This is a genomic window from Sphingobium sp. WCS2017Hpa-17 (assembly GCF_031843765.1).
Taxonomy (GTDB): domain Bacteria; phylum Pseudomonadota; class Alphaproteobacteria; order Sphingomonadales; family Sphingomonadaceae; genus Sphingobium.
In genome coordinates, this window is sequence record NZ_JAVTIV010000017.1 from 51535 (window position 1) to 68294 (window position 16760).

The 16760-nt window shown below is 64.0% G+C and carries 20 protein-coding genes; 6 read left to right on the forward strand and 14 right to left on the reverse strand.

Features of this window, described 5'->3' with window-relative positions; genetic code table 11:
* The first annotated feature begins 99 nt into the window (after positions 1 to 99).
* Positions 100 to 720: a recombinase family protein gene (locus RQH62_RS18895; RefSeq protein WP_008832583.1), complete on the forward strand. Its 621-nt coding sequence runs from the start codon at positions 100 to 102 to the stop codon at positions 718 to 720.
* Positions 717 to 1247 (forward strand): GNAT family N-acetyltransferase, encoded by a 531-nt coding sequence (locus RQH62_RS18900; protein ID WP_311270233.1) that lies wholly within the window; start codon positions 717 to 719, stop codon positions 1245 to 1247. Before RQH62_RS18895 ends, RQH62_RS18900 begins: the two co-directional genes overlap by 4 nt.
* Positions 1248 to 1467: 220 nt before the next feature.
* Here RQH62_RS18900 and RQH62_RS18905 read toward each other — a convergent pair whose 3' ends face one another.
* On the reverse strand, positions 1468 to 1875 hold the full coding sequence (locus RQH62_RS18905) for a helix-turn-helix domain-containing protein (RefSeq protein ID WP_066283071.1): 408 nt from the start codon (positions 1873 to 1875) through the stop codon (positions 1468 to 1470).
* Between the two features lie 83 nt (positions 1876 to 1958).
* Here RQH62_RS18905 and RQH62_RS18910 point away from each other — a divergent pair, with 83 nt between their 5' ends.
* Positions 1959 to 2327, forward strand: coding sequence for a mercuric reductase (locus RQH62_RS18910; protein ID WP_056383935.1), 369 nt, complete (start codon positions 1959 to 1961; stop codon positions 2325 to 2327).
* Positions 2320 to 2547 (forward strand): GDCCVxC domain-containing (seleno)protein, encoded by a 228-nt coding sequence (locus RQH62_RS18915; protein WP_082594896.1) that lies wholly within the window; start codon positions 2320 to 2322, stop codon positions 2545 to 2547. Before RQH62_RS18910 ends, RQH62_RS18915 begins: the two co-directional genes overlap by 8 nt.
* Positions 2548 to 2611: 64 nt before the next feature.
* On the opposite strand, the gene RQH62_RS18920 is transcribed toward RQH62_RS18915, so the two are convergent.
* The 13 genes from RQH62_RS18920 to RQH62_RS18980 all read right to left on the reverse strand — a co-directional run bounded on the left by RQH62_RS18920 (position 2612) and on the right by RQH62_RS18980 (position 15260).
* Positions 2612 to 3001, reverse strand: coding sequence for a copper-binding protein (locus RQH62_RS18920; RefSeq protein WP_065847539.1), 390 nt, complete (start codon positions 2999 to 3001; stop codon positions 2612 to 2614).
* Positions 2998 to 6156, reverse strand: a complete 3159-nt coding sequence (locus RQH62_RS18925) for an efflux RND transporter permease subunit (RefSeq protein ID WP_084281424.1) — start codon at positions 6154 to 6156, stop codon at positions 2998 to 3000. The genes RQH62_RS18920 and RQH62_RS18925 overlap by 4 nt, the downstream gene beginning before the upstream one ends.
* Complete coding sequence (locus RQH62_RS18930) at positions 6153 to 7637, reverse strand: efflux RND transporter periplasmic adaptor subunit (protein WP_311270234.1); 1485 nt, start codon at positions 7635 to 7637, stop codon at positions 6153 to 6155. Before RQH62_RS18930 ends, RQH62_RS18925 begins: the two co-directional genes overlap by 4 nt.
* Complete coding sequence (locus tag RQH62_RS18935) at positions 7634 to 8866, reverse strand: TolC family protein (protein WP_311270235.1); 1233 nt, start codon at positions 8864 to 8866, stop codon at positions 7634 to 7636. Before RQH62_RS18935 ends, RQH62_RS18930 begins: the two co-directional genes overlap by 4 nt.
* 138 nt (positions 8867 to 9004) lie before the next feature.
* Positions 9005 to 9277 carry a hypothetical protein gene (locus RQH62_RS18940; protein ID WP_311270236.1) on the reverse strand — a complete coding sequence of 91 codons (273 nt, stop codon included), beginning with the start codon at positions 9275 to 9277 and terminating at the stop codon, positions 9005 to 9007.
* 86 nt (positions 9278 to 9363) lie between these two features.
* A complete protein-coding gene (locus tag RQH62_RS18945) occupies positions 9364 to 9726 on the reverse strand; it encodes a hypothetical protein (protein WP_060977811.1) in 363 nt (120 codons plus the stop codon).
* A 44-nt stretch (positions 9727 to 9770) separates the two neighbouring features.
* Entirely contained in the window at positions 9771 to 10214 is a 444-nt protein-coding gene (locus RQH62_RS18950) for a DUF411 domain-containing protein (protein ID WP_060977813.1), read from the reverse strand.
* 68 nt (positions 10215 to 10282) lie between these two features.
* Positions 10283 to 10756, reverse strand: a complete 474-nt coding sequence (locus RQH62_RS18955) for a DUF305 domain-containing protein (RefSeq protein ID WP_120252795.1) — start codon at positions 10754 to 10756, stop codon at positions 10283 to 10285.
* Between the two features lie 58 nt (positions 10757 to 10814).
* Complete coding sequence (locus RQH62_RS18960) at positions 10815 to 11960, reverse strand: copper resistance protein B (RefSeq protein WP_066044094.1); 1146 nt, start codon at positions 11958 to 11960, stop codon at positions 10815 to 10817.
* The gene (locus tag RQH62_RS18965; protein ID WP_311270237.1) at positions 11957 to 13936 is read right to left on the reverse strand and encodes a copper resistance system multicopper oxidase; all 1980 of its coding nucleotides are present in this window, start codon (positions 13934 to 13936) and stop codon (positions 11957 to 11959) included. The genes RQH62_RS18960 and RQH62_RS18965 overlap by 4 nt, the downstream gene beginning before the upstream one ends.
* A 48-nt stretch (positions 13937 to 13984) precedes the next feature.
* A complete protein-coding gene (locus RQH62_RS18970; protein WP_232016590.1) occupies positions 13985 to 14548 on the reverse strand; it encodes an RNA polymerase sigma factor in 564 nt (187 codons plus the stop codon).
* Complete coding sequence (locus tag RQH62_RS18975) at positions 14545 to 14985, reverse strand: periplasmic heavy metal sensor (protein ID WP_311270238.1); 441 nt, start codon at positions 14983 to 14985, stop codon at positions 14545 to 14547. The genes RQH62_RS18970 and RQH62_RS18975 overlap by 4 nt, the downstream gene beginning before the upstream one ends.
* A complete protein-coding gene (locus RQH62_RS18980; RefSeq protein WP_311270239.1) occupies positions 14982 to 15260 on the reverse strand; it encodes a hypothetical protein in 279 nt (92 codons plus the stop codon). Before RQH62_RS18980 ends, RQH62_RS18975 begins: the two co-directional genes overlap by 4 nt.
* A gap of 132 nt (positions 15261 to 15392) precedes the next feature.
* On the opposite strand from RQH62_RS18980, the gene copC reads away from it, so the two are divergent.
* Positions 15393 to 15779, forward strand: a complete 387-nt coding sequence (gene copC, locus RQH62_RS18985; RefSeq protein ID WP_311270240.1) for a copper homeostasis periplasmic binding protein CopC — start codon at positions 15393 to 15395, stop codon at positions 15777 to 15779.
* A complete protein-coding gene (gene copD, locus RQH62_RS18990; RefSeq protein WP_311270241.1) occupies positions 15780 to 16706 on the forward strand; it encodes a copper homeostasis membrane protein CopD in 927 nt (308 codons plus the stop codon).
* Positions 16707 to 16760: the final 54 nt, after the last annotated feature.

Consider the following 16760-nt stretch of genomic DNA (forward strand, 5'->3'; position numbering starts at 1 on the left):
CGGTTTGAGATAGCTTGATTGAGATGCTGGTTAAGATACACAATAGCCCAATCTTATGTGCTCATGTTCGTCACCGCCTCAAACCTTCGTTTGTGATCCATGCTGATCGGCTACGCCCGCGTGTCCAAAGCCGACGGCTCGCAGTCGCTCGACCTGCAGCACGATGCCCTTCGCGCTGCCGGTGTCGAGCCAGGCAATATCTATGATGATCGTGCATCCGGTAGCCGTGATGATCGCCCCGGTCTTGCCGCCTGCCTGAAATCGTTGCGCGACGGCGATGTCCTCATCGTTTGGAAGCTCGACCGGCTCGGCCGAACGCTCACCCACCTGGTCAGCACGGTGCAGAATCTGTCGGATCGCGGTATCGGTCTGCGGGTGCTCACCGGCAAGGGCGCGCAGATCGACACCACGACGCCATCGGGCCGGATGGTGTTCGGCATTTTTGCCACACTGGCGGAGTTTGAGCGGGATATGATCCGCGAGCGCACCATGGCTGGCCTGGCCGCTGCCCGCGCGCGGGGACGCAAGGGTGGCCGCAAGTTCGCCCTCTCCAAGGCCCAGGTGCGGCTCGCTCAGGCTGCTATGGCCCAACGCGACACGTCCGTTTCCGACCTCTGCAAGGAACTCGGGATCGAGCGCGTCACTCTCTACCGCTATGTCGGTCCCAACGGGGAACTCCGGGATTACGGTCAGCGCGTGCTTGCTGCCAAAACGCGATGATGATGACGGGAGCCCCGATCAAACTTACCCAAGCGGACGCCGCAGACGTTGCAGACCTGTACAACCGTTGCAGCGACTATTTCCTGTTGCAGGACGGGGCCGCGCCCACGCTGGACGATGCTCGCGAGCTTTTCTCCGATGTGCCGCCCGAAAAGAGCGCCCACAATCAAGCTGTCCTGGGATGGAAGGGGCCTGGCGGCCTATATGCAATCGCGGCCATCCTCCGCGATTATCCGCGTGATGGCACATGGTATCTCGGCTTCATGATCGTAGATGCCGCACAGCGTGGTCGTGACGTCGGACGCTCAATTTACTCGACGGTCGAAAGCTGGGCCGCTGCGAGAGGTGCCACAGAGATTCGGTTGGCCGTGCTGGAAGCGAATGAAGCGGCAGAGCGATTTTGGCGTTCTCTCGGCTTCATTGAGTATCGGCGCGTTGGGCCAGACACCTTCAAAATGCGTAGCCATCGCCGGATAGAACTGAGCCGTCGCCTTTCTGGCGCGACCGTAGAAGGCAGCAACAAGTAAGATCTCGCGCCGGCTATCTGGGCGAGCTTGGCGTAGGATTCCGCCCCCTCCCGCAAACGCCCCCATTGCCGTCGAGCTTCAGCTCGAAATTCACCTGATCGCCGACTTTCAGGATGTCGACCATGGTCGCAGCGATGCCGCTCATGACCTCCAAGCGGAGGCCGGACCCGAAGAGTATGGGCAGGAGTTCGGCGTACAGAAGGCGTCGCCCAGGCGGAGTTTAGCGAGCCGCAGATAATGTAGTGATCAGCGGGCACCCGACATGATCGCCGGAATTGCAGGCCCGCACGGTGTCGGCAAGGACCTGCTCCATGCGCTTCAAATCCGCGATCCGCGCGCGAACCTGCGTCAGATGCAAGGTCGCGATTTCGCGGGCATCGTCACATGAGACATCATCGGCGGTGGCAATGCCGAGCAGCGCGCGAATCTCGTCGAGCGTGAAGCCCAGTTCCCGTGCGCGCCGAACGAAATGCAGCCGCGCCACGTCCGCGGGGCCGAAGCTCCGATACCGGCCCCGCCGCGCCGCCTCGGGCAGGAGCCCGATCCGCTCATAATAGCGGATCGTCTCAATGTTGCAGCGTGTGCGCCGCGACAGTTCCCCGATTGCGATAATCTCCGATGTCGTCATCTTCTGCTCAAAATTGGGGGTTGAGTCTGTAGCGGCTACAGACGGTAGGATGCGATTCCGTTGATCACAAGGAGTCGCCCATCATGTCCGAACCGCCTGAACTGCGCCGTTCTTTGGGAGCGGAGGGCGCTGCTGTTCTCACGGTCGGCGGAATCGCGGCCGCCTTCGCCGTGGCATCCTGCTGCGCGCTGCCCATATTGCTCACCACCGCCGGCTTGGGTGCCGGATGGCTCGGCGGCATTGCCTTGGCGGCCAGCCCGTATCGGATGCTCCTGCTGTGCTTGAGCGCGCTCTTCCTGATCGGCGGCGCGATCATGCTCTGGCGGCAGCAGCGCGTGGCGATGACCTGCGCATCCGAGGGCGTCTGCACACCGCCTGCTGTGCGCGCGGTCCTTTTCATTGGCTTGCTGCTGGGAGTGACGTTGTTCTGGCTTGGCTATTCCTATGTCTGAGCGCGTTTTCGTTCCTCAATCGGTCCTCACCTGTCCGCTGTGCGGCACGACGAAGACGGAGACGATGCCGACGAACGCCTGCCAGTTTTTCTATGATTGCACCGGTTGCGGAGCGGTCTTGCGGCCGAAGACCGGCGATTGCTGCGTATTCTGCTCCTACGGGACCGTGCCGTGCCCGCCGATCCAACTCGCCGGGCCGGACGCCTCCTGCTGCACCTGACGATCGTTGGCCATGGCGGGCCGCCGGCATTCCGGCGACCCGCCCGGAGCAGGTCTGGAATCGACTACTGCTTTGTGATCGCGGTCACCTCGCCGGCATTGCCGTCGAGCTTCAGCTCGAAATTCACCTCATCGCCCACTTTCACGCTGTCGATGAGCGCCGGCGCGGCCTTGAATGCCATCGTCATAGCCGGCCAGTTGGCCTCGGCGATCGGGCCATGGTCGAGCGTGATCGTTCCGGCGGCCTTGTCGACGGCCGTCACTTTGCCGGTGCCCTTGGCCATCTTTGCTGTAGGGGACATCGCCATATTGCCCATGTCGCCCGCCATCGCGTTGGTTTCGGTAGCCGCCGGTGCCGCCGTATTCGTCGCTGCCGCCTCATTGGTCTCGGTCTTCGAGCCACATGCAGCAAGGGCAGCGGTCAGGGCCAGGACGGACAGAGCGTGAACTTTCATTGCAGGTTCCTTTCGTGGTGCTTCATTGGGATCGAGGGTTGAGAAGACCGCTGCCTCAGAAGCAGATAGGCGGCGGGGATGACGAACATCGAGAGAAGCGGCGCGGTCAGCATGCCGCCGACCATGGGTGCGGCAATCCGGCTCATGACTTCCGAGCCGGCGCCGGAGCCGACGAGGATCGGCAAAAGCCCCGCGATAATGACGGCGACGGTCATCGCCTTGGGCCGGACCCTGAGCAGCGCGCCTTCGCGCACCGCTTCTGCAATATCTTCGTGCGACGGCCTCTCGCCCCGCGCCTCGAGGGCATCCCTGAGATAGATCAGCATCACGACGCCGAACTCGGCGGCGACGCCGGCAAGCGCAATGAACCCGACGCCGGTCGCGACCGACTGGTGATAGCCGAGCAGGTAGAGGATCCAGAAACCGCCGGTGAGCGCGAAGGGGAGTGTGCCCATGATGAGCACTGCCTCGTCGAGCCGCCGGAAGATGAGGTACAGCAGCAGGAAGATGATCGCGAGCGTCGCCGGCACGACGATCTTCAGCCGGTCGATCGCGCGCGCGAGATATTCGAACTGGCCCGAATAGGCGAGGCTGACACCCGACGAGAGCTTGACCTCGCGGGCCACCGCAGTCTGCAGATCATCGACCACCGAGGCGAGATCGCGTCCCCGGACGTCGACATAGACCCAGGTCGATGGCCGTCCGTTCTCGGTCTTCAGCATCGGCGGTCCGTCGCTGATCGCGATCTGCGCGACGCTGCCCAGCGTGATCTGCTGGCCCGATGGCGTGAGCACCGGAAGAGCGCGCAGTGCGTCCGGACTGTCGCGCAACTCGCGCGGGTAGCGGACATTGATGGGATAGCGCGCCAGCCCCTCGACGGTTTGGCCGACATTCTCGCCGCCGATCGCGCCCGCGACGATCGCCTGGACATCGGAGATGTTGAGGCCATATCGCGCGGCGGCGATCCGATCGATCTGCACATCGACATAACGCCCGCCTGTCAGCCGCTCGGCGAGTGCGGAGCTCACTCCGGGCACTCCCTTCGCGACCCGTTCCACCTCGCGCGCGATATGGTCGATGGCGGCAAGATCCGACCCAGAGACCTTGACCCCGATCGGGCTCTTGATGCCGGTCGCCAGCATGTCGATCCGGTTGCGGATGGGCGGCACCCAGATGTTGGCGAGGCCGGGTACTTTCACGGTGCGGTCGAGCTCCTCGACCAGCTTCTCCGGAGTCATGCCGGGCCGCCATTGCTCGCGCGGCTTGAAGCGGATCGTCGTCTCGAACATCTCGAGCGGGGCGGGGTCGGTCGCGCTCTCCGCGCGCCCCGCTTTCCCGAACACGCTCTGGACCTCAGGCACCGACTTGATCATGCGATCGGTCTGCTGAAGCAGCTCCGAGGCCTTGGCGGCAGAGAGCCCCGGCAGCGCCGAGGGCATGTAGAGAAGATCGCCCTCGTTCATCGCCGGCAGGAATTCGCCGCCGAGCCGGGACAGCGGCCAAGCGGTCGTCAGGAAGACCAGCCCCGCGAGGACGAGGGTCGCCTTGGGTTTCTTCAACACCCAGTCGATGGCGGGACGATAGGCCCGCGTCAGCGCGCGGTTGACCGGATTGGCCTGCTCGGAAGGAATCTTGCCCCGGATGAGCCAGCCCATCAGCACCGGAACCAGCGTCACGGACAGGATCGCCGCGGCCGCCATGGTGTAGGTCTTGGTGAACGCGAGCGGCGCGAAGAGACGCCCTTCCTGTGCTTCCAAAGTGAAGACGGGCACGAAGGACAGGGTGATGATGAGGAGCGAGAAGAAGAGCGCGGGACCCACCTCGCGCGCCGCGTCGGTGATCACCGTCCAGCGCGCCCCCCCGGCCAGCTCTTCACCGGGATGATCATGCTCCCATTGCTCGATCCGCTTGTGGGCGTTCTCGATCATCACGATCGCGGCGTCGACCATGGCGCCGATCGCGATCGCGATCCCGCCCAAGGACATGATGTTGGCGTTGACGCCCTGGAAATGCATCACGATGAAGGCGGCGAGGACGCCAAGCGGCAGCGTGACGATCGCGACAAGCGCCGAGCGCACGTGCCAGAGGAACAGCGCGCAGACGATCGCCACAACCACGAACTCTTCGGCAAGTTTGTGCGTGAGGTTCTCAATCGCGGCATCGATGAGGTGCGAGCGGTCATAGGTCGGCACGATCGCGACGCCGCGCGGCAGGCTCTTCTTTAAGAGCTCGAGCTTGTCCTGCACCGCCTGGATAGTGGCACGTGCGTCTGATCCCGAACGCAGGATGACGACTCCGCCCGCCACTTCGCCGTCGCCGTCGAGCTCGGCGATACCGCGGCGCATTTCGGGGCCAAGCTGGATGGTCGCGACGTCGCCGAGCGTTACCGGCACGCCGCCGGCCGCAGTGCGCAGCGGTATGGCGCGGAAGTCGTCGAGCGTCTGAAGATAGCCCGAAGCGCGCACCATATATTCGGCCTCGCCCAGCTCGAGGACCGAGCCTCCGGTTTCCTGGTTGGCCTGCCCGATCGCCGCGACGGCCTGCGCGTGGGTGATGCCGTAACCGGCAAGCTTCACCGGATCGAGCACGACCTGATATTGCTTGACCATGCCGCCGATGCTGGCGACTTCGGCCACCCCAGGCAGGCTCTTGAGCTCGTAGCGGAGGAACCAGTCCTGGAGCGACCGCAGCTGCGCGAGGTCGTGTCCGCCGGTCCGATCGACCAGCGCATATTGATAGACCCACCCCACCCCGGTGGCGTCGGGGCCGATCGCGCTGCGTGCGGTGTCAGGCAAGCGGCCCTGGACCTGGTTGAGATATTCAAGGACGCGCGAGCGCGCCCAATAGAGGTCGGTCCCATCGGCGAAAATGACATAGACGAAGCTGTCGCCGAAGAAGGAATAGCCGCGCACGGTCTTCGCCCCGGGCACCGACAGCATCGTCGTCGCGAGCGGGTAGGTGATCTGATTTTCGACGATCTGGGGGGCTTGGCCCGGATAGCTCGTGCGGATGATGACCTGGGTGTCGCTGAGGTCGGGCAGCGCGTCGATCGGCGTGCTGCGCAAGGCAAGGAGTCCGCCGAGGACGAGCGCCAGGGCGCCGAGCACTACGAACAGGCGGTTGTTAGCCGACCAGTCGATGAGACGGCCGATCATCGCGCCGCCTCGCGGCTCAGCGTGCGAACAACTGGACCTTCCGCCGCTTGGTCGAAGCCGAAGACGACGCGGTCGCCCTTCTTGAGCCCGCGCGCGAGCGCCGGGCTCCCCAGCTTGAACGTCATCGTCATGGCGGGCCATTTGAGCGCGGGGACAGGGGCGTGACTGAGGGTAATCCGGTCGCCCGCGATGCTTTCGATCCGGCCGCTCGCGCGATAGGCGCCGTTGGATGTCGTTTCCGGTCGCGGAGTTGGGGCTGCCCCGCCGATCGGGCGCGCCTCGATTCCCGAGAGGCTGGCCTCGGAGTCGATCAGGAACTGGCCGGAAGCGACGATCTTCTCCCCCTCGGCGAGGCCGGCAAGGATTTCGGTCTGGCCTCCTGACTCGGCGCCGGTCTGCACCTCGGCGGGCCGATAGCGCCCTTGCGCCAGCGCCAGCATGACGAGCGAACGCTTGCCGGTCCGAATGACCGCCTCCGAGGGGACGAGCAGTGCCGGCCGCGCAGCGTCGCCGAGATCGACCGAGGCGAACATGCCAGGGCGCAGGCGCCCGGCTCGGTTGGAAAGTTCGATCCGCACGGTGAGCGTCCGGCTTTCGGCGGCGACGCTTGCGAGGATCGCGGCGATGCGGCCGGTGAAGCGCTCGCCCGGATAGGCGGCGAGGGTCGCGGTCGCGCTCTGGCCTGGGCGAAGCCTGCCGGCCATCGCCTCCGGCACGGCGGCATTGAGCCACACCGTACCGAGCCCATTCACCTCGGCGAGTGTCTGACCGCTCGCGACCGTCATCCCGGCCCGGACGCCGAGCGTCTTGATTGTGCCGCCGGTCGGCGCCGAAATCGTCATCACATTGTGCGGTCGCCCGCTCCGCTCGACTGCGGCCACCGTTCCGGTGGGCATGCCCAGCAAGAGCAGGCGCTGACGGGCCGCGCGAGCGAGGCCCGCATCACCGATCCGCCGGGCGGCCAGATATTCCGCCTGTGCGCCCGCCCATTCCGGCACCAGTATGTCGGCGAGCGGGGCGCCTGCCCCGATCACATCGCCCGGCGCGCGCGCATAGACCCGTTGGACGAAGCCGCCAGTTCGCGCCTGGACGATGGCGACGTCGCGCTCGTTGAACTCGATTGTACCGGTCGCCGCGAGGCCCGATCCCAGCGTGCCCGTTCGCGCCTCCGCGATGCGCAGGCCAAGCGATTGCGTGCGGCTTGGGTCGATCGCCACGCCGGTCTCGCCGCTCGCCGCTTCGTCGGCATATTTGGGGACAAGCTCCATATCCATGAAAGGCGATTTGCCCGGCTTGTCGAAATGCTGGCTCGGGACCATCGGATCGTACCAGTAGAGGATCTTGCGTCCGCTTTGCGCTGTTGCTCCAGGCGGAGACTCATGGCGCCAATTCGCGAGGCCATAGCCGAGGCCACCCGCCGCGAGTGCGAGCGCCGCGGCGGCCATGCCCAGCTGCGCGCGCGAGCTTGTGTCGAATTTCATTGGCTGTTCCCCCCAAAGGTGAAGACGAGCCGCACAGCATCGCGCGCGACTTCGGCCTCCCTGTCGAGCAATTGCAGTTCGATGTCGGCAAGCATGGTCTGGGCCTCGATCACGTCGAGCAGCCCGGCGCGACCCGCCGCATAGCTGGCCGTCTCGAGCTCAGCGCGATTGCGCGCGAGCGGCAGCAGCGTGTCGCGTGCGCGCATCCATTGCTCATGGTGCATGTCATGGTCGGCAAGGCCGGCTTCGAGATCGGCGAGCAGCGACCGGCGCATGTCCTCCTGCTCAGCCATCGCCGCGGCGGCGTTCGCGGTACTGGAGGCGATCATCGGGTCCTGCCGCCGTTTGGCAAAAAGGGGCAGGCTGACGGTGACGCCGGCCGAGACCATGTCGCCATAACGGTCTGCGCGGCGCTGATAGGCGACGTCGAAGCCCCAGTCGGGACGTTTATCGGCGCGGGCGATGGCAACGTCAGCCTCGGCCTGGGCGACCCGGGCACTGGCGGCGCCGAGATCGGGATGCTCCGCTAATGCGGCTCGCAAAGTCGTTGCATCGACCGTGAGCGCTGGGACGTCGCCAACGGTTTCAGGCGCCGACTCGCCGGTCCAGCGCGAAAGGAGCGCGCGCTGACGTCCCACTTCGGCGGCGAGCTCGCTCCGGCGGTCTTCCAGCACCGCGAGCGACTGCCGAACCTGCAGCGTCTGTGCGGGGCGGGCCGCGCCCGAGGCAACACCCGACTTTGCCGCGGAGGGAAGGGGGGCGAGCCGGGAAACTATGCCGTTGAGGGCGGCAAGACGACGCTCCGCATAGGCGAGATCGATCCAGGCCAGCGCCGTCGCCACCTTGACCCGCCTGCTCTCGGACAGAAAGGTTGCTTCCGCCGCCTGGACATCAGTCCGCGCTCTGCTTGAGCGCGCACGTCGCTTGGCGGCGTTGGGGACCTCCTGCGAGATCCCTAGCCGCGCCATCGTCATGCTGTCTTCGACGAAGCTGCCCGCTGGCGGACCCGACACCGGGAAATTGTCGATTCCGAGTCCAAGCTTGGGATCAGGAAGCTGCCCTGCGGCGGGCAGCGCAGAACGACGCGCATCAGCCTCCAGCGCCTTGGCGCGAAGCGAGGGAGCCTGTGCCTCGGCTCGGGCGAGCGCCTCCTCGAAGCGAAGCTGCCCGGCGAGCGCGGGATTCGTGGTCAGAGCGAGCACAGGGACGGCTAAGAAGAAGGTACGCATGGAGGACTCCCATTGCAGAGGATCCCGGGCCGTGAAGGACAAATTATGAGTGCCAACGCGCGCCGACGCGGTCTCTTGCCCGCGCCGGCGCGACGCGCCTGGCCTCACTGTTCTATCCTATCGGCCGGGAACCGTGGCTCAGCCGGCCGAAGGCGACATGTTGCCTTCATGCATGGATTTCATGCAATCGGCCGCGCTCGTCTTCATCATGTCGCAGGCGCAGTTCGCCATCTGCGCGTTGTCGGGCACCCACACGCGCTTCTGCGCCGGGCCGGTCGCTCGCGGCCCATATTGCGGCACCGACTTCCATTCCCAGCGCCCTTGCGGCGCACTGCTCTGGTCGGCAGCCCATGCGGGCGCGGCGAGGCTGAAGACCGCCAGCAGGGCGGCCAAAATCGACTTCTTGATCATCACGAATATCCTTGACTGTATGGAGAGGCATCGCGGGCGTCTGGACGCGACAAGAAGCCGCGCGCCTGACGGGCGCGATTGTTCAATCAGCCAAGGAGGGTGGGGGGCTCCGGCTCGGGTGCGTACTCGTGCCCCTGCAGGACGCTGACGGTGGTCCAGAAAATAGCCTGGTTGTGAATCCACGGCGATGCGGGCGCGGGCACTGCATTACCCAGCACGATTGGCACAACGCATCCCATCGCCCCGATACAATCGAGCGTAAGCCCCTTACACGGTGTTCCTTTTGGCGCGGGCTGCTGCTTGGCCATCATTGCCATGCAATCGGCGTCCATCGCCATCGCTGTGGGCGCACGCGCCGCGACGGGCACGCCGTGCGCATAGGCCAGCTGCGCCCCGAAGAGGCCGAAGAGCGCTCCGACAAGGAGCAGAGAGGCGAGCAAGCGTTTCAAGACGTTTCTATCTATCGCAGCCTAATCTTTCCGACAATCGCCATCTATCCTTGATGGCGCGCAAATATTCGTGTGCCTGATGGACCGAATGCGACGACGACATAGGGGTCGCCGCGACGACCCGGCACCTCCATGCCCGGCGATCCCACCGGCATTCCGGCCACGGCTAGGCCAGTGACGCCCTTCGGGCGCTGGGCGAGCACCCGCTTCATGTCTGCGATGGGAACGTGACCTTCGAAGACCAGGCCGTCGATGACTGCGGTATGGCAGGAGGACAGCGAGGCCGGAACGCCGCGCGTGCCTTGGAAAGTGGCGCGAGACTGATCGTCTACCATCCTGATCTGCCGCCCGAACTGTGCGCGGACTTGTGCCGCCCATTGCTCGCAGCACCCACATCCCGGGTCGCGGTGAACCACGATCGGGCCCGCCGCATTTGCAGCGGTTGCCAAAAGCATCAATGCGGCTCCAAGCAGATGGCGCTTCAGCATGTTCGGTCCTCTTTCCTTCATCTGCCTATACGCGGTCGGGAGAAGAACCCCTCGAAATATGCCGCGCGTCAATTGAGGCGCGCAAGGATGACCTTCATCTGTTCGATCTCGCGGCGCTGAGAGTTTCGGATTTCGCCGCACAGGCGCTTGACCTCTGCATCCCGGAGATTCGCTTCGCGGCACATCAGGATGGCGCCTGAATGATGTGGGATCATCGAACGCAGGAAGGCGACGTCGTCGATTGTCGTTTGGGATCGGATCAGCGCGAATGACCCAAAGAAAACGGCCACCGATACGACGATGATCGCAAGATTGGCGGAGCGCGATGCAAACATGTGCTTCATCGCCAGAATCATCAGCACCACCATGGGTGCTACCATCATCAGCGTCATGTAGAGCATGTTGAGATTGTTGTAGAAGCTGTCGAGGCTGTCGATCATGACGAACATCACGAGGTACATGATGACGGCGCCGATCAAGGTCTGCAGGGCAAGACTCAAATAGCCGTTCATCTTGCTGCCTGCGTTCTGCGAATGGTCCATCTCACTCTCCTGTCGGTCCAGCCCGGATATCAGTCCGCCTCACGTCCTCGGTGAGCGCTCAGAACCAGATTCGGACGCCAGCGACAAAACTCGTCGTTGTCGGATCTTCCCCGTCGTCGCGCGCGTAACGGGCGGTCTGGCCGCTTTTCGCGTCGTAGGACACACCCACATAGGGCGCGAGCTTGCGCGTGATTTCATAGCGCAGCCGCAAGCCCAGCTCTGCATTGGAAAGACCGGCCCCGATGCGATTTTCCGGTACGTCTTGCGCAGCGAAGTTCAGTTCGACCCTAGGCTGCAAGACCAGGCGCTGGGTTAGGCGCTGATCATAATAGCCCTCGACGCGCCCGAGCAGGTCGCCCTTGTCCGAGAGGAAGACAGCGCCCTCGACCTCAAACCAATAAGGGGCAAGCCCTTCGAAGCCAAGCACGGCATAGGCGCGTGAGGGATTGGGCTTGAAGTCGTAGCGCACACCTGCCTGGAGATTGAAATAGGGTCCTATCGCGCGGCTGTAGAGCGCCTGGATCTCTGCGGCTTCTACGCCGTCGCGGAAAGCGCCTTCTCCTTCGGATTTAAGCGTCAGCCGGTTGATGTCGCCGCCGAACCAAGCCTCGCCGTCCCACCGATAGCCGTCACGGCCTTTGCGGGCCTGATATTCGGCAAGGTTGAACATCACCTGCGACAGCGTCTGGCCGCCTTCTTCTGCCATCATTTTCCGGCGCGCCAGCGCCATTTCGGCCGGGGGAAACTGGCGATCGGCATAATGGTCCATTGGTGGCCTTGGAGCCGGCGCGCTGCCGGCAGGCAGTGCCGTACCGGTCGGCTGCATGGTCGGCATCGCGCTCATGTCGTGGCCGGCATGCTCGTTTTGCATGTCCATGCCCGGCATGGCGTCATCAGCCATGGTCTTTGAGGGGTCTTCGGACATGCCCGGCATGTTGGAGTGATCCATGCCCTGCATATCATGACCCTGATGCGCCGCCGGTGGCTGGGCAGGCTTGGGAGGCTCGCGCCTCACCGGGCGCGCCGCAGGCGCTGGTCGACGGGGTGCCGGTTTTCTCACCTTGGGCTTGGGCTTTGCAGCCTGTGGCTGTGCCGTCGGCATCGACATCCCCGGCATGTTGTGCATCGAATGATCCTGCGCGAACGCGGGTGCCGTGAGGACCATGGCGGACGATGCGGCGAGGAGAGCAGCGAGCCGCGTCATGCTGCCTCTCCTTTGGGACGGACGCTGACGATCCGCATCATGCCGGCATGCATGTGATAAAGTAGGTGGCAGTGGAAGGCCCAGTCGCCGACGGCGTCTGCAGTGAAATCCCAGGTCACCTTCCCGCCCGGCTGAACGATCACGGTATGCTTGCGCGGCCCATGATCGCCATGGCCGGTCACCAGCTCGAAGAAATGGCCATGAATATGGATAGGATGTCCCATCATGCTATCGTTGATCAGGTTCACCCGCACACGCTCGCCCTCGATGAACGGAATGGGCTCATGCACGTCGGACATCTTCTCGCCATCGAAGGACCACATGAAGCGCTCCATGTTGCCGGTGAGATGGATGTCGATACTGCGAGACGGCGCGCGCACGTCGGGATTGCGGTCGAGCGCCATCAGGTCCTTGTAGACGAGGACCTTGTGACCGACATCCTCGAGACCCTGGCCGGGTTCGCCAGTCCGATCCATTGGCATCGGTGAGATCGTCTGGACACCGGGGCCGCGCTTGACCTGAGGTGCGTTGGAGAAGTCGCGCATGTTCATCGCGCCCATATCCATCGATCCCATGTCATGGCCGGCCATGGGCTGACTGCCGGCCATCGCACCATGGCCCATCGCCGCGTGATCCATGCCGGTCACACTGCCTTGACCCATGGAGGAATGGTCCATCGCTCCCATCGTGTTATGATCCATGCCCGCCATCTGCGGCATGGTGCTTTGGATGGCCGCTCCGGCAGCGACGCCCGAAGCAAGTCGCCCCGACGCATTTTTCTCTGCTGTCGGATCGACCCCGCGAGACGAGTTCATGCCACCCGACATGTCCATGCCTTCCATGCCCTGCATGCCGGACATATCCATCCCCATGTCCTTCATCGTCGCAATGGGACGTTTTCGAAGAGGTGGAACCGGCGCGGTCATGCCCGCCCGAGGTGCTAGGGTTGCCCGCGCCATACCCGAGCGGTCGATCGCCTCGCCGACGAGCGTGAAGGCCTTGTCTTCGGACGGCGTGACGATTGCATCATAGGTCTCTGCAACGCCGATCTGGAACTCGTCGACCTCGATCGGCATGACATTTTGGCCGTCAGCCTGGACGATGGTGAGGCGTAGCCCCGGAATGCGGACGTTGAACGTCGTCATCGCGGAGGCATTGATAAACCGCAGACGGACCCGCTGGCCTGGCGTGAAAAGCGCAGTCCAGTTGTCAAACGGCCCATGGCCATTGACGAGATAGGTATAAGCGGCGCCTGTGGCGTCGGAGACGTCGGTCGGATCCATCCGCATCGCTCCCCAATCGACCCTATCCTTGAGCCGTTGGTCTTTATCTGCGAGCAGACCGGCAAGTGTCTGCCGCTGGAAATTGAAATGGCCTGGATCGACCTTCATGCGCCGAAAGATCGCCTCAGGCGAAAGCTGGCTGTGGTCGGACAGAACGATGACATGCTCGCGGTCAGACTGGACGGGGTCGGCGCCTGCAGGATCGATCACGATCGGGCCGTAATGTCCAAGCTGCTCCTGGAGGCCGGAATGGCTGTGGTACCAATAGGTGCCGTTCTGACGGACGGGAAACTCGTAGAGATAACTCGATCGCGGCTTAATTCCCGGAAACGACACGCCAGGAACGCCGTCATGTTGGGGTGGCACGAGAAGGCCATGCCAGTGAATCGAGCTGTCTTCGTCGAGATCGTTGATCACGTTGAGCCGCACTGTCTGGCCTTCACGAAGGCGGATGAGCGGGGCCGGCACGGTGCCATTGATGCCGATCGCGGCTGACCGGCGCCCATCGATCGTCATCGTTTGTCGTGCGATCTTCAGCGTTATATCGGTGCCCGATACGGTTGGAATCGGCACGGTGAGCCCCTCCGAAACCGGTTGGGCCCATGCCGGCAGCCACGCCGCCAGCGCGGCCGTCCCGCCTGCAAACCCGGCGCCTCGCAAAAAGCTCCGCCGGTCGAGGGTTGAAAGGTCCATTGCGCTTTATCCCTGTCCTGAACTCTCAGGGGTTACGCAGGGTCGGCATCAAACCCTCAAAATTTCTGCCAGTTTTGCACGGGCGCGATAGAGCCTGGTTTCCACCGCCTTCTCGCTGATGTCGAGTACGCCCGCACTTTCAACTTGGCTCATGCCTTCGATCGTTCGCAGGACGAGCACATCCCTGAGGCTTGCAGGCAGCATAGCAATCGCGGCCATGGCCCGTTCAAGTTCGCGGCGATCGTCGAGCCGGACGTCCGCCGAGATCCCGGGATCGGCGACGTCGATCGCCTCCTCGAGGGGCCGTGCAAAGGTAAAGAGACGGCGGACGGCGCGTCGGCGAGCCCAGTCGCGCGCTTTGTTTATTGCGATCCGCGAGATCCAGAGCCGAAACGGCCGTTCGCCGTCATAGCTGCGCAGCGCGGCGAAGGCCGCGATGAAGCTCTGCTGGGTAAGGTCTAGAGCGGCATCCGCGTCTCCGGTATGACCGCGCAGCAGGCGAAAGATGCTCTCCCGGTGGCGCCGCATCAACTCGCTATAGGCCGGCTGTCGCCCACCCAGCGCAAGCGCAGCGAGCTCGCCGTCCGAGCAGGCGGCGAGATCAAGGCTCACGGTTCCTTGGCCGTCAGCGCCTTTACGACGGCCGCATCAAATTTGGCGGCTTGGTCGGGTTTCAGGACCGCTCGCATGGCGAAGATATGCTCGAGCGTTTCCTTCTGAAGCTGACCCATCGCCTGATGCGACCGGTCGACTGCGGCGCTCACGGCGGGACCATAGCCGTGTTCGGCCTGGATGGCGTCGGCGAGCCGCGCATTGTCCGCCCGAAGTTCGAGCTCCAGCGCCTGTTTGCGGACTGCGAAACGGCGTTCGATTTCGTCCATGCGCGCTTGTTGCGCACTATCGAGGTCGAGCTCGTGGTGGAGCAGTGCGTGCAGTTCAGTTTCGACCGGGGTTGGCGGCACGATGAACGCCCGACCAAGGAAGGCGCCGACAATCGCGGCCAGAAAGGCGATCACCGCAATCAGCAGGAGGCGACGGCGATCGGTCATTCGCTCGTCCCGAGGAGCGTCGAGGGCGCCAGGGCCGGCGGCGCGCCGAAAGGCGCGATCGATGACACCCGAGTCTCGCGCGCCGGTATGACGGAGCCCAGAAGTCCGACGGAAAGGGCCACACCGGCGGCGATCCCGAAGACGGCTCCCGACAAAGGCGCGCCATGCCGGCGCTGGTAGGCAAGCGCGTCGAAGACGCCGTCGTCGATCGCCTCCAAACGCGGATCGACCGGAAGCTCTCTTAAGCAGCTCAGTGCTGTATCAACGTCCATCATCTCGCTACTCCCACCCCTGCGACTGGATTTACGCATCGTAGCGAAAAATCCCTCATCGCCAATCTAGCTGGCATCGATGAGGGGTCGGCACCTGATCTGCGTAATGCTCATCGAACGCGAAGGAGATGTTCGATGAAGACCAAGACCCTACTCGCCGCCGCGCTCGCGGCCCTTTCACTCGGTGTGTCGGCTCCGGCACTGGCGCATCCCAAGCTCGTGAGCTCATCGCCTGCCGCGACCGCGACCGTGGCCGCGACAAACCGGCTCACCTTGACGTTCAGCGAGCGTTTGATGCCGCAATTGTCCGGCATCGACCTTGCGATGACTGGCATGCCCGGAATGGCCAATCATGCCCCGATGAAGATTGGCGGTGTGAAGACCACCGTTGGGGAAGATGGCAAGACGCTGATCGCAGCTTTGCCGCGTCCGCTCGCCGCCGGCACTTACAAGCTGGATTGGCACGTCGTCTCGGTCGACACCCACCGCATCGCGGGTAGCCTGATCTTCACGGTCCGTTAAATGGCGGACTGGCCGCTCATTGCGATCCGTTGGGCGCTCTATGCGGATCTTGGGCTGCTGTTCGGATTGCTCCTCTTCACGCTCTACGCCCTGGCTGGCGAAGAGCGTGAGAGGTTGCTGCGCCTCCGCGGGTGGACGATGGCGCTGACGGTGCTGGGCGTGCTGCTGAGCGCTTATGGTTTCCTGCAGTCCGCTGCTGCCATGCTTGGGACGGGTATCGAGGGTGTCGATCGTGTCAGCGCGCTGATGCTGCTCACGGAGACAAGTGTTGGATGGGCGCTGCTCGCGCGCCTAGCGGTCCTGACCATCTTAGGCATTGCTGCCTTGACCCCTGTGTTGCGCCGGATGGCTGGGCTCGTGCTCCTGACCTTTCTTGCCGCCATAGCTGTCGCGAGCCTCGCCTGGTCAGGCCACGGTGCTGCCACCGAGGGACCAGTAGGAATGGTCCATTTGGCCAGCGACATTATTCATCTGCTGGCTGCTGCGGCCTGGATCGGCGCCTTAGGCGCCTTCGTCCTTATCGTATCGCGGCGGCCTCAAACACCCGAAATCCTCAACGCGGCGCATCGCGCGCTCGCCAGCTTTGCGACAGTCGGAGCGATCATTGTGGGCTTGATCGTAGCGACCGGGCTGGTGAACAGCTATCTTCTGGTCGGCCCACGAAATGTGTTGAGGCTTGCAGAGAGCGACTACGGCCGCCTCCTCCTCATCAAGCTCACCTTGTTTGCCATCATGCTGGGGCTGGCGGCGGGCAATCGGTTTCGGCTAACACCGGCGCTTGGCAAGGCGATTGGTAGAGATGGCACCGCAGCGGCCGTGGTGCGCTTGAAACGCAGTCTGTGGATCGAAACCTGCGCCGGCATCCTGATCCTCGGACTGGTTGCCTGGCTAGGAACGCTGCCGCCGCCAGCTTCAGGAGGATCGTAGAAACGGGTCTTGACCCTGACATAATGTCAGACCCTATATCGGCATGCGTCGGAA